This is a genomic window from Sutcliffiella horikoshii (assembly GCF_044809035.1).
In the GTDB taxonomy this organism is placed as follows: domain Bacteria; phylum Bacillota; class Bacilli; order Bacillales; family Bacillaceae_I; genus Sutcliffiella_A; species Sutcliffiella_A horikoshii_G.
Genome location: NZ_CP085237.1, coordinates 2,878,341 through 2,891,595 on the forward strand (window position 1 = coordinate 2,878,341; position 13,255 = coordinate 2,891,595).

A 13,255-nucleotide genomic window follows, 5' to 3' on the forward strand; every position below is an offset into this window, starting at 1 on the left:
CAATTGTATAACTTTTGTACAGTAAAATGATAACTATTTATTGAACAAATTACGACAACATTCTTTCTTCACAAAAAAATAAGGCTTCTTGTTTAACTTTGGACTATAATGGTATGATAGAAAAATAGTTGCATAATCAATGTGGAACTGGAGAAAAATGTACTTATCTTGTAATCGTCACAAACTAGAAACAAACGCTTATTTACAAGTAAAGTATTGGTACATTATAATAGGAAAGTGACAAGCATAAGGATTAGTGCGTAAGGAGGGGATACATATGGATCGTATGTACCGTGTAATGGGTTTCTGGACTGGGATTTTTGCAGTTATGTTCTATCTTGGCCACATGACTCAAACGTCTTTACTTTTCTTCGGACAAACGGTATTCTTCATTTTATTAAGTTATCTTAAGCTATCTGAACGTATGTACATCTATATTTTCGGAGCATATTTAACAATTTTCTTTGTTGCCTTCTCGTATTGGACAACATTTATGATGGTGCCTGGATCTGGTGGTCATTAAACATACGTAGCTAAACAATAAAAAGCGATTGACTTATGTCATCGCTTTTTATTGTGGTCAAAACCTATTAACTTGTCCCATGTGTTCGTCCCCTTTTCATGAATAAGCACATGAAAAGAGTTGCTCCAACTGCTATCCATAATGAGGGTTCTTATCGCTCTGTTCTGCTTACTTTTTTCAGAGAAAGGATTTGGGTCTTGATTTTCTTGAAGATATTCAAGAATACCTGCCGCCACGAGAAATTCTCCCTGCCTAAAGGTTCCAACATGGTTGAATCCCGAGTCACGAAAGCTATCTTCCAATGCGTCCAGATGTATATGTGAGGTCAAATCCATCTCCGTAGGATATTTCAGGGGATTCTTTATTAGGTGATGTTGATAATATCCCCTAAGACTGCCCCCTACCAACTCTGGACTGGCCAATTCCGAAAAACGGTATCCATAATCCACTGTAATGATGGTACCTGCAAGCAACCATTCTCCAAGGATCTTTGCATAATCCACCATCGTTAACGGAATTTCCATTCGCTGACCTTCAACAAAAGTCAATTTGTTCCTAGATATATAGCTTAGAATATCCTCATTAACCATCCTAATGCTTTTCTCCGACAGTTTCCCATCTTCATTTAGGGTGACGAAAACTTCCATTAGTGCTCCGTTTGTGTATTCGACTATATGTACAGGTAAAGCATCAAATAGTTCGTTGGAAAAAAGCACACCCTTTCTGAGACTCTTAGGCACATCATTCAATGAAGTATAATAGCTGACAGGTGCGGTGTCCGGAATAGAGTACTTCTGCATTGAAATATGATAAGAGCTTGTCTCCACCATGATATACTTCATCTGGCCATAAAGAGCTTCATCCAGGCACTTTACCTCCTCTAATAGGTGCTTAGCAAACCTGCCATTCCCGCCGCCTATCTCAATAATTACCGGTGGAATATCAGATTCCTGAAAATACCCTACCAACAGTTTCGCGAAAAGCCTTCCATAGACATTATGGACATTGCTGCTCGTGATAAAATCTCCTTCAGTGCCCACTTTAATTTTTTGCTTCATATAATATCCTTCTGAAGGATGATAGAGTACAGCCGTCATATATTCGGCAAAATCCAATTTTTTTTGTGGGGATTTTTCTATCTTTTCTTGTAAAAATGCCGGGATCATTTTTTAAAAGCCATTAAGAAATGGGTTGCTATCCATTTCCCTTGCTATGGTTGTGGTCATCCCATGCCCTGCTAGAACGGTCGTTTCTTCTGGCAGGGTCAGCAGCTTGTTGTGTATGCTTTGTATAAGCTGATCGTGATTGCCTCCCGGAAGGTCTGTTCGTCCAATGCTGCCAGCAAAAAGGGCATCTCCGGCAAATACCACTTTGCTCGGTTCATGATAAAAACTCACACTGCCTGGCGAGTGACCTGGCGTATATAAGATTTCCAATTCAAAATTGGATATCACCAACTTTTCTTCAGCTTGAATAAGATGGTCAGCCGGCTCAGCCGTAATAGGTCCAAGCTGGAAGAACTTAGAGCCATTAAGACTTGGATCACCAAGCCAAGTCTTCTCTTTTTTATGTACATATACCGGGACTTTCCAATGATTGCGTACTGCATCCACTGCTCCTATATGATCAAAATGTGCATGGGTCAATAAAACAGCTAATGGTTTTAGAGCGTTTTCTTCCAAGTATGTATTAAAAGCCTGCCCCTCACTTCCTGGGTCAAAAATGATGCATTCTTTTTTATCATTTATTAGAAGGTAAGCATTTGTTTGCAACGGACCAAGTGGTAGTTGTTTCCATTTCATTTCTTTCCACACCTTTCCTTGAAGTATCTTTTCATCTATTTTACACTAAGAAGTAGAACTTGAGAAACGAAAGGAAATTGCCTATGAAGCCTATGTTCGGTTTGGAAATACAATGCGCAGACGATAAACCGCAATACTTTCAGAACCTTCTCTTGCAGCTTAAACAGATAGCCAGTATCTTTGATTCAGATGAGAATATGCTTATTACCGATTCCGCCTTGGAAGCGAAAGTTGTAAAAAACTTGCTGTTGGACCGTTGTATCCTCGAGGAAACGTATACACTTTCCCTCTTAGAAAATCCGGTGGCCAGCAGTCTTTTTACCGACTACGGATTTGTTTCAGAAAAAAATAATCATTTCATGTATCAAGATATGATATCCATCTTCAAAATTGAAAGCGGTAAACAAGAAGATATTAATATGTTCCTCATACAAATGGAGGAATCAATTATTGCGATGGAGGAACAATATAATAGATCCTATATTATTGATAAAGAAAATAAAGAATATATGTTGAAAGTGGCTCGGGCATATGACATAGAAGTGTCATTTTTTGACCTCGACAAATAGTGAGAAAACATTTAAAATGTTAATGGAGTGTATTGTAATGTTCCATTACATACTTATTTTATGGAATTTCTTTTAAATAGAAATGAATATGATCTCTGAAAGGGGCGTTAAACCTTGCCATTAGTTATTATTTTTGGACTTGTAACACTTTTATGCGTATTTGCACTTGTCCGTTCCCTTAAAGAAAAAAACTTCTTAGGAATTGTTTTCTCTTTCGGAACTGTTGCAGTGTTTGGTTGGTTTACAGTAATGACTGTCATTCAATCCGGTTACCCTGTAGCACACTAATTACTATTCATATGTACCTTGCTAAGGCAAGAGAAGAGTATTCCTTCCAAATGGTAGGGATACTTTTTTTTTTACGCAAAAATTCTCAAACAAAAACAGACGTTGTGAATATACTGATAGCAGACTTAGATTAAGCTATAAACATCGGTGTTAAGGGACATACTGTAGACAAAAGAACTTTAGGAGGGTGATATGCTTGGCATTAAAGACATTGTGTGGAAGTTGCAATGGGACAGGGAAGAAAAAGCTTTTCATACTGCCCTTCTACAAAAAATGTACGAAATGTAAGGGGCACGGCCGCTTAACCAAAGGATTTTATATTTAGCAAAAAAATGCCAGTCACTCGCTTTCAAAGTGACTGGCATTTTTATTAATTGGAACGTTTGGATTCCACTGCTCGAAGCTTATCTTCCATCTGAACACTTTTGTCTCTGCGATCATCTATTCGGATATTTGTTGCTACCCGATGCAATCCTTTTTGAAACGGTGCTTCGTGGATAACCTGTACCACGTGCAATAATGTCGGAAGTTCTCCTTCAATAATGGTACTCATTGGCGTTAATTTATAGTTGATTTTCCCTTCCTTTTTGAAACCTTCCAAGATATCTTGTATATCTGCAACATAGTCACTTACACTTGGCCCATTTGTTCCAATGGGAATAACAGTAACATCGACAATTGCCATTCTTTTCTCCCCTTTACTAAGATAACTCCACAAGATTAACTAATTTTTTCGTTAAAGGAATGATTAGTTGTTCCAACTGATAGCCATACAAACAATACACTCCACTAGGTGAGCATTTTAAAGGCTTGTTTTCCATGTCTTTTACAAGAACTTCTTTTTGCCCAGTTGTACTGTCAAAAGAGATGAATTGAAAACCATCGGAATATCCATCTGCATTCCCTGCACGAGTTGCCTCAAATGAATAGAAGAGATTGGAGCTCCCCACAAAATCAAAATAAGGAATAAAGTAATTAGAATACAAGGTTAACAAAGGTGCTTCATAAGACTGAACTTCCTCTAACTCTGGAAAACGATAAAAGGAATAAGAAGCCATCTCATTTTCATCTACTGAACCAACAGTAATTAACAGGCTTTCATTAGTATGAAACATGACGACTCTTTCCTTGAGTTCGCTCTTTTCTTCCGTTCCTAAATCCTCTGTATACAACGGCGCTTCCAAAACAGGCATATCAGGATTCCAATCTATATACCCTATTTCTTCATTTGAAAGCCATTGGACAAACGGATCTTTCACATCTTTTTTTACCATACTTTTGTTGGGAACATCAAGCAGAAAGCTATCAAATGTCCAGTCCTCCTTAAAAGACGAAACAACTAGCTGCTGGCCGGAGAAGGGATTCCAGGAATAGACGAGATCTATTGAATGATCAAATCTCCAATCTGCTAGTTCTTCCCCTTCGTCAGAAAGCACTAGTAGCTTCCCTTCTGTAGCAGAGACAGCAGATCGTACAAGAAACATTTCATGGTTATTATTTGCTTCCACAGACAGTATAGGTTCTTCAGATTTATAAAAGACATCTGTCTCTCCGGAAATTAAATGATAGGAATGAACCGCAGAGCCGGAGCCATCATTTACTATATATAATATGGTTTCATCATTCAACCATTCTGAGATTGTACTGAATTGTTCAGCGGGTACTGAGAGCTTTTTAAATGATTCGGTTAGAAAGAATGACGGATTGAAAGGTTTTTGTTTTGTTTGATTAGAGAGTGCAGGCGCGTTGCTAACTTCCTTGGGGTGAGAAGGAGATTGACATCCTATCAAAAAACAAATAATGATACAGACTACCCAAAAAACCTTTTTCATTGCACCCCTCCTTTTTTCCTATCTTATTAACGATTATGAGGCAGGAAAGGTTTCAATACAAGCTAAAAAAATAATTATTCCTACAGTAATATTTTTTCCAATTTTAAAAAACGGCAAGATGGTTCCTTTGCCGTTTTACGTGTAGAGGGAAGCTAAAAAGATACCCAGTGTTTTTTGATAAATGGTATTGTATTGTGACAAGGGCAGCGGGTTAATTCCTCTGCCAAGTTCCAGAGTGAATCCCGGTTTTTTGTACTCTTGAATGTACCAATCTTTAAATCCTGCGTGACTGTCAACATAGCGGACGCTTTTATAGGTGCTGACCCTTTCAAACTCCTTCGCGATCAACTCGCTCTCCACCGGCTCATGGCCCTCGTATCCCCAATAAAATTCTTCTCCTTGAGTATGGACGGCAATCACTTTATCGAAGTTTTCTCTTTCAGCCAGGCTTGCCATCGCAAGTGCTTCTGGCTCCGTCAAAGGCATGTCACCAGGATAATCTCGTGGGGAAGGTACTTTCTCCTCTTTTCTTATCTTTTCAATCTTCCAATTAGCAGGAAAATGCTTATTTAAATCTATCCCCCTGATGTTTGCCTTCCAAGCTGTAAAATCAGGACGGTCCTGATTAATCTCTTCCACCAGCTCTTTGAAGGACGTTTCAGATGGCGCTCCATTTAGGACAAGATCCACCCCATCAGGGTTTACCATCGGAACAATGGAAAGCGCTGATTGATTATACAAAGGCAGACAAGGAAGCCCTCTTAATGGTGTGAAGTTTGTAAGGCATCTAAGGTAGTCATTGATTAAATTCATTACAACCGCACTTGTAATCCACTCGTTCGCATGAAAACTTCCATTCCAATGGACCTTCTTTTTCCCCTTTCCTATTTGAATGTGATGCAAGGGCTTTCCCATCACAGATTGTCCAATGGAAGTGCATTGTATAAAAGGATATATTTCTTTGAGTTTATTAATGTCCTGTGCCATTGATTGATAATCATACCGTTTCTTTGTATGAACTATATTTTGGGTCATTCTACAAGGCAATTGGAGCACATCTCCTGCCTTTATATTGGCAATGTCTTTATCTTGATTCATTAACACCATACCATCAGAGGAGAGGTTTAGTTTTTGAGCGATCGTTTGGATGGTGTCGGCTCTTTCTACTTCATAATCTATCTGAATAAAACCTGGTATAGCTATTTCCTGCCCCGTTTTAAGGGGTTCTGAGTCAGAGGAGGTATTTGGGTTTGAATCGCTAATTAACTGCAAAGGAAGCCCAAATAACTGACTATAATACCATAGGGAGTCGCCTCTTCTAGCTACAACCTTCATTCTATATCACCGCCCACCATTCGCATTTATACTAACCATATGGGGAACCAATGATATTTAGAACTTATCGAAATGAGAAAGCAAAAACGCCGAAAGCAATGTAGTTTGCTTTCGGCGTTTTATTATTCTTCTATTTTGCTATCATCGACTTGAATGGAAGTACCATCATAAAAGCGAAGCAGGTCTCCGTAAATAATTTCATCCGAGTATTGAAGCTCTTTTTTAGCTTTTTCCATGTAAGGCTCACATGCTGATTGATCTGTTTCTTCTTCTGTTTCCTTATCATAGCAAGCATTTTTAGCATATACCACTTCGTCTGTCACAAAGCTTCCGTCACGGAATACAACAAAATCATTTCTGTCTTCGGAGAATAGATCTGCACCGAATTGGATATCATTTTTCGTTTCCATTCCAAGTAAGTGTTTGATTGTAGGCTTAAGATCAATCTGACCGCCAACTGTATCAAACTCTTTCGGGTTTTTATCCGTTACACCTGGAATATGAACAAACATTGGTACACGTTGCAATTGAGCATTTTCAAAAGGAGTTATCTCTTTTCCTAGATACTGGCCCATCGCTTCATTATGGTTTTCTGAAATCCCGTAATGATCTCCATACAGGATGATGATGGAATCTTCATAAAGACCTGATTTCTTCAGCTCATCGAAAAGGACTTTAATGGATTCATCACTATATCTTACTGTAGGGAAATATCGGTTCAATGTACGGCTGTTAGAATCAAACTCATCAACAAATTTGTCTTCTTCATCCAATACGAACGGGAAGTGATTGGTTAAAGTAATGAATTTAGCATAGAAAGGCTTTTCTAAATTTTGCATGTATGGGATTGATTGTTGAAAAAACTCAATATCCTTTAAACCCCAACCTACGGAATTTTCTTCATTTACATCATAACTTTCAATATCAAAATATTGATCATAGCCTAAAGACTTATACATTACATCACGATTCCAGAAGCTTTTATTATTTGCATGGAATGTTACAGGTGTATAACCTTCCTCTTTTACTGCATTAGGCGTTGCCGTATGGAAATCATTCGTTCCATGAGTGAAGAACACGGCACCACGGCCAACTGGATATAAAGAATTATCTAATAAAAATTCAGAGTCCGACGTTTTCCCCTGTCCTGTTTGATGATAGAAGTTATTGAAATAATAACTCTGATCTTTTAATTCATTTAAGAACGGAGTAATCGGTTCTCCGTTGATTTCTTTGTCAATGACAAAGCTTTGCATAGATTCTAATTTGACGACAATGACATTTTTACCTTTTGCAACACCATACAAATCGTCGTTAGGTGCTTTGTAACTTGCATTGATGTAGTTTTGAATCTCAGCAAGTTCGCTCCCATCAGCCATCGCACGCTGCGCACGTGTTTTAGACTGTAGAACAGCATCATAAACATGGTAGTTGTATGTTCCTAAGTTTTTCACAAGGATTTCGCGGTCAAATGTACGAGTCAATAATTGCGGTCTTTCTGTTTCCGCCAAACCTAAGTTAAAAAGGAAAATACCAACAACGGATAAGAAGTACATCTTGCGAACTTTCGGTCTCCATGTACTCATGCTGACAAAGGACGGTGTCCATTTAGCAATAGCAATAAGAATAATTACATCTGTGAACATCAATAAGTCAATTGGTGTCATAAGTTCTGTAATACTACCGCCAAGATCACTCATATTCCCCGATTGGAAAAGTAACGGGATTGTAATGAAATCATTGAAAAAACGGTAATAAACTGCATTTGCATAAAGGACAAACGAAACGATAAAACTTGTAATAATCAGGTACCGCTTCATTCCTTTTTCCTTAAAGAAGAGTGCAAATCCGGCAATAAGCAGTATAAAGCTCAACGGATTAATAAATAGTATAAATTCCTGTTTTAGGGATTCAATTGTAATGTTAAAACTTGTTTTATATACGATATAGGTTTTTATCCATAGCAGGACAACTGCGATCAGGATAAAAGGTACTTTTGATTTAAAGGCTTGCTTCATCTTTTATTTACCTCCTTATAGCAAAGACAGGGAAGCTCTTTATTATAGTATTAGTATTGTTAAAAAAAACATTTTAGATGTATCCACAACCAACTTTTCATCACTCAAAAAATTTGGCTACGACATATCTTAAAACTTTTTTTACAAAAAATCAATGGATAATTAATACTGCATTTATATTAAAGAGCTAGAATAATAGTCTTGGCGTTGTTTGCAGCTATATATAATAGACGCAGTACAAGCCAAAAAGTTTCACGAAAAGTAAATGTTTATTTATTTTGAATAGTCAAATAAAAGGAGACTTCTGTCAAGAAGCCTCCTTAACGCGTTATTCTCGCTTCTTCCTATCTCTTTTACCCAAGAGACTGAAAGAATAAACTACACATTTTTTTACAATTTCGTTTTTGCCAGATAAGCCGCTCCAATTACCCCTGCATCATTTCCTAATGTCGCTTCCGCAATTTTCACGCCCACTTTAGTTCTTGGGAAGAGATATTTTACAAAATGATGACGAACAGGTTCTAATAATTTTTCACCTGCTTTTGATACCCCTCCACCAATAACGATTTTTTCAGGATTCATAGCATTTGCAAGATTCGCCAAAGCGAGTCCTAAATAAGAAGAGACTTGATCAACAACATATTGCGATATTTCTTCTTTTGCATCAGCTTGTTCGAAAATTAATTTTGCAGTCAATCCTTGTTGCTGTGCTATTTCTTCCAGCTTGCTTCCCGGAATTTTTTCCATTGCTTCTTTAGCGAGACGAACAATTCCGGTTGCAGATGCAATCGTTTCCAGACATCCTGTTTTTCCACAATTGCACGGTGCTCCACCCTCTGGTATGACCGTGATATGGCCTATTTCTCCACCTGCTCCATTAATACCATGAACAATCTCTCCATTTGTAATGATGCCTCCCCCAACTCCCGTTCCAAGGGTTACACATATCAGGTCTTTAGATCCTTCCCCTGCACCTTTCCACATCTCACCGATCGCAGCAAGGTTCGCATCATTGTCGACTACCACAGGCAATCCTGTTTCTACTTCCAGCAGATCTTTTAGAGGGTAGTTTTCCCATCCCAAGTTAACTGCTTCATATATTAATCCTGTTGCCATGTTTACAGGACCTGGCGCACCCATTCCAAGTGCTCTTAATTTAGACTTTGTTTCGCCCAGTTCTTCCAGTTTGCTGTCTATAGCTTTAGCAATATCTGTAGTAATGTATTTGCCTTTTTCGCTTATATTTGTAACAATCTCCCACTTGTGAGCGATTTCACCGTATTGTGTAATAAACGCCATTTTAATTGTTGTGCCGCCCAGGTCAACACCAACCAACCATTTGTTTTCCATTTGTTTCACCTTTTCTTTATCTTAATTTGGATAATTCTTGTCGCAGTAAAATCATTGCGGATTGGAACACACTCGCGTCCAGGACTCCAGAACGATAGAGCTCTCTAATTTCATCTTCCATTAGCTCTAGGTCTGCTATTTTGTCGCCTGTGTAGATATATGCTCCATAGCTTTTTAAAAGTTGTCTTATGTCTACCATATTTTTCATGACTTCACCTTTTCTTCTTTACTAGCTGAAAGGGTTTGTGCTCCATTTTCAGTATAAAGGATTCCCTTTCAACGTCAAGCAAGAAAACAGGAAAAAACGGATGGAATCACGCCCATCCGTTTTTTACAAGGATCATTTACTTTCTTGTTATCTATCTGGGTCTTCCGAGTGGAGAATGGTTGGTCTCCTGTTCTTCAGAGGAATCGGCGCTCGGATTAATACGTCCCGGAATCCTCGGTAGTTGAATGGGATAAACGGCCATAGATATGGGACGTTGTACGAGTTCATCATCATTAGGAATACCACAAGTATGACAAGTCCCACCATAAAGCCTATTACTCCGAACATGAAAGTAAGTAAAAGAAGCACAATCCGGAACAGCCTGTTTGCCAAACTAAGTTCATAGCTTGGGGTGGAGAATGTTCCAATCGCCGCAATAGCCAGATACAGGATAATCTCAGGTACAAAGAGACCTACTTTTACCGCCACATCTCCTATTAGAATTGCCGCCACCAGTCCAAGGGCTGTCCCTAAAGAAGTTGGCGTATGAATGGCTGCCATTCTGAGCATATCCATCCCGATTTCTATGATGAGTATCTGAGCGATTAAGGGGACCTCTCCCGTTTCACTTGGGCCTATATATGATAGTTGTTCAGGTAGTAACTGCGTATTCGTTGCTAACAAGAACCATAAAGGCAGGATGAATATGGACGCCCAGACTGCCAGGAATCGGACAAGTCTTAAGTAAGCCCCAACCACCGGTTTGTTTCTGTACTCTTCTGCATGTTGCAGATGGTGCCAAAATGTAGCTGGAGTTATGATGACACTTGGTGACCCATCGACTATGACTAGCACATGTCCTTCATACAAATGGGCGGCTGCTGTATCCGGCCTTTCGGTGTATCTGACAGTAGGATAAGGATTCCAGTGACGTCCCCCAACAAATTCTTCCAGTGTTTTTTCAGCCATTGGCAGACCGTCCGTATCAATATTTTCCAATGACTGTTTAATTTCCCTCACTAAATCGGGATCTGCCAACTCGTCCAAATAACAGATACTGATATCCGTTTTTGATCTTCTGCCGACTTGGAGATATTCCATCCTGAGTGAACTGTCTCTTATCCTTCTTCTGATTAAAGCACAGTTGAAAATCATCGTTTCAACGAAGCCGTCTCTGGAACCCCGTACCACTCTTTCCATGTCAGGTTCTTCCGGTCCTCTGACAGGATAGGTCCTGGAGTCAATGATGATGGCTTCCTCTAGCCCCTCCACAATCATGACCGTCGGACCTGCAAGGACTTGATCTACTACTGTTTCTAAATCGTCGGTTTTACCTATTTCGACATAAGGTATGTAAGTCTTTAATAATTTATCTAAAGGTTTTTCGTCTAGTTCTTCCGGCAAAAGATCAGATAAAAATTTCATTAAAAACAACATGATATCATCTTTACCGAAACCATCCACCAGGAACATGCCTATTTTTCTGCCTGCATAATGAAGATCCAGAAAGATTAAATCAAAACTTTTATCCACAGCCATTCTTTCTTTTAAATATCCGATGTCCTCATCGAAGTTGCCCGACATTTTTTTTGTTGGTTTATGCCAAGTCAAAATGAGTTCCTCCTAATTTTTGATGTATTAGGTATGAAGTATTTATTATCTTTTCATTTTCTGCCAATACCATCAAAAAAATACAGAACTCCACAAAAACAGCAAGGGCCGCCATCCCGAGGGAATGGAAGTCCTTGCTGCTGCTAAATATCATCCTTCTTTTAACAAAGCCTCTATTTCTGTGCGTAAGGTATTGTAAGCTTCGACAGTTGAATCTAGTTCGATCGCTTTGTTAATGGAATCCGATGCCTTTTCTGTCTCATTTAGCTCAAGATAAACCAAAGCCAAATTATAGTGCGCCTCATGAAAGGTAGATTGAAGAGAAGTAAGTCTTTCTAATCGATTCTTCGCATCCTCTATGTTGCCATCTTGTATATCGATATAGGAAAGGTAGAACAGAACTTCGGGGAATTCCTCCTCCCTATCTTCCAGATCAATAAGCAAGGTTTGTGCCTCTTCATATTCTTCTTGCTGAATCAACGTTTCTGCCTGTTTAATGAGAGCAGTCGGATTCTCGGCGTTGTAGCCTTCTTGGAGCAAAAAGTATGTCAGTACCACTGCCGCACCTAAGCCAAGTATTCTTTGGATAAATTTTGTATGCTTGGGTAAATGCACAATCGCCGAGGCCAAGAAACCACCTATCAATCCACCAATATGACCTGCATTATCAATGCCCGGGATCGTAAATCCAATAGCAAGATTGATACCTATCAATACAAAAATGTTCATTCCCATTGTACGGAGGAACAACTTGGGATGGATCAATCCAACGAACAAAAGAGCACCAAAACAACCAAAGATGGCTCCAGAAGCACCTGCAGATAGCGAGGAAGTAAATACGAAACTGGCTAAAGAACCGGCGAACCCTGCAAATAAATAGATGCCGAGAAACCTTGCGTTACCATAGATTCGTTCCACTGCACTACCTAGATAGAATAAAGCCATCGTATTTAGCAACAGGTGAAGCACCCCTATGTGCAGGACGATAGGTGTAAAGAAGCGCCACCAGTCCCCTTCAAGGATGGCGGGATTATATTTCGCACCATATTTCACCAGCGTCTCAGGATTTTGGCTCCCCCCATTTGTCTCTAATAAATAAAACATAACCAGGTGTAAAAAGATAAAAAAATATGTAAAAAAGGGTTTTCCATGTTGAAACAGGGATCTCTCCTCTTTAACTCTTTGGGAAGAAGCACTTAGAACCCTCTGCTTGAGCTGATAGAGTCCGAGATCATCTAAGTCATTCTCTTCTTTAATAGTTACTTCATCCCCAGTTACCTGAGAAATTCTACTTAATGCTTTTTGAATATTCCCCTCATGAATTACGATGGAATGAAGTTCCGTTTTTTCCCTAACATACGGTTCTTCCACCCTGAATTCCCAATCATCCACAGGAGGGTATGATGAAACATAAATATTGAACGCATGTAAATGACGCTTTCTCAGTTGTTGTTTAAAGTTCACCACGTGTCCGGATGCATTCTCTATATCACGTTGAAGCCATGTGCTCCAATCTAGATCATGTCGATAGAGCCTGATAATGGGTGCTTTTTTATAAGTAAGGTTTTCTAGCCAAAGTTCGTTCTGATCTGGAGAGATATGTAAAATTCGATATTCTTTTATTACAACAAAATGTTGAACAAGCTGCCAAAATAAGATATCTTGCCTCAATTGCCCACCTCCTCGTTCCTTTATTTTAAATGGTCCAAGGAGAAAAGT

The 13,255-nt window shown here is 39.0% G+C and carries 13 protein-coding genes; 3 read left to right on the forward strand and 10 right to left on the reverse strand.

Annotated features, from left to right (window positions below; all coding sequences use genetic code 11):
- The first annotated feature begins 277 nt into the window (after positions 1–277).
- On the forward strand, positions 278–523 hold the full coding sequence (locus tag LG307_RS15115; protein ID WP_010194612.1) for a DUF2626 domain-containing protein: 246 nt from the start codon (positions 278–280) through the stop codon (positions 521–523).
- Positions 524–561: 38 nt separating this feature from the next.
- Here the strand turns inward: LG307_RS15115 and LG307_RS15120 are convergent, their stop codons facing one another.
- Positions 562–1,581, reverse strand: coding sequence for an SAM-dependent methyltransferase (locus LG307_RS15120; RefSeq protein WP_404443575.1), 1,020 nt, complete (start codon positions 1,579–1,581; stop codon positions 562–564).
- A gap of 111 nt (positions 1,582–1,692) precedes the next feature.
- Positions 1,693–2,325, reverse strand: coding sequence for an MBL fold metallo-hydrolase (locus LG307_RS15125; protein WP_404443577.1), 633 nt, complete (start codon positions 2,323–2,325; stop codon positions 1,693–1,695).
- A gap of 83 nt (positions 2,326–2,408) precedes the next feature.
- Here LG307_RS15125 and LG307_RS15130 point away from each other — a divergent pair, with 83 nt between their 5' ends.
- Both LG307_RS15130 and LG307_RS15135 read left to right on the forward strand, forming a co-directional pair.
- Positions 2,409–2,894: a hypothetical protein gene (locus tag LG307_RS15130; protein WP_404443579.1), complete on the forward strand. Its 486-nt coding sequence runs from the start codon at positions 2,409–2,411 to the stop codon at positions 2,892–2,894.
- A 114-nt stretch (positions 2,895–3,008) separates the two neighbouring features.
- A complete protein-coding gene (locus LG307_RS15135; RefSeq protein ID WP_404443581.1) occupies positions 3,009–3,182 on the forward strand; it encodes a DUF2759 domain-containing protein in 174 nt (57 codons plus the stop codon).
- Between the two features lie 370 nt (positions 3,183–3,552).
- Here the strand turns inward: LG307_RS15135 and LG307_RS15140 are convergent, their stop codons facing one another.
- The 8 genes from LG307_RS15140 to LG307_RS15175 all read right to left on the reverse strand — a co-directional run bounded on the left by LG307_RS15140 (position 3,553) and on the right by LG307_RS15175 (position 13,207).
- The gene (locus LG307_RS15140) at positions 3,553–3,867 is read right to left on the reverse strand and encodes an MTH1187 family thiamine-binding protein (protein WP_404443584.1); all 315 of its coding nucleotides are present in this window, start codon (positions 3,865–3,867) and stop codon (positions 3,553–3,555) included.
- Positions 3,868–3,883: 16 nt separating this feature from the next.
- On the reverse strand, positions 3,884–5,014 hold the full coding sequence (locus LG307_RS15145; protein ID WP_404443587.1) for a hypothetical protein: 1,131 nt from the start codon (positions 5,012–5,014) through the stop codon (positions 3,884–3,886).
- Positions 5,015–5,149: 135 nt separating this feature from the next.
- Complete coding sequence (locus tag LG307_RS15150) at positions 5,150–6,349, reverse strand: M14 family metallopeptidase (RefSeq protein WP_404443590.1); 1,200 nt, start codon at positions 6,347–6,349, stop codon at positions 5,150–5,152.
- A 122-nt stretch (positions 6,350–6,471) separates the two neighbouring features.
- Positions 6,472–8,367 (reverse strand): LTA synthase family protein, encoded by a 1,896-nt coding sequence (locus LG307_RS15155; RefSeq protein WP_404443593.1) that lies wholly within the window; start codon positions 8,365–8,367, stop codon positions 6,472–6,474.
- A gap of 390 nt (positions 8,368–8,757) precedes the next feature.
- Positions 8,758–9,717 (reverse strand): ROK family glucokinase, encoded by a 960-nt coding sequence (locus LG307_RS15160; protein WP_404443596.1) that lies wholly within the window; start codon positions 9,715–9,717, stop codon positions 8,758–8,760.
- Between the two features lie 16 nt (positions 9,718–9,733).
- Positions 9,734–9,925 (reverse strand): YqgQ family protein, encoded by a 192-nt coding sequence (locus LG307_RS15165; RefSeq protein WP_404443598.1) that lies wholly within the window; start codon positions 9,923–9,925, stop codon positions 9,734–9,736.
- Positions 9,926–10,072: 147 nt separating this feature from the next.
- On the reverse strand, positions 10,073–11,509 hold the full coding sequence (locus tag LG307_RS15170; protein ID WP_404450470.1) for a spore germination protein: 1,437 nt from the start codon (positions 11,507–11,509) through the stop codon (positions 10,073–10,075).
- Positions 11,510–11,686: 177 nt separating this feature from the next.
- Positions 11,687–13,207 carry a rhomboid family intramembrane serine protease gene (locus LG307_RS15175; protein WP_404443601.1) on the reverse strand — a complete coding sequence of 507 codons (1,521 nt, stop codon included), beginning with the start codon at positions 13,205–13,207 and terminating at the stop codon, positions 11,687–11,689.
- Positions 13,208–13,255: the final 48 nt, after the last annotated feature.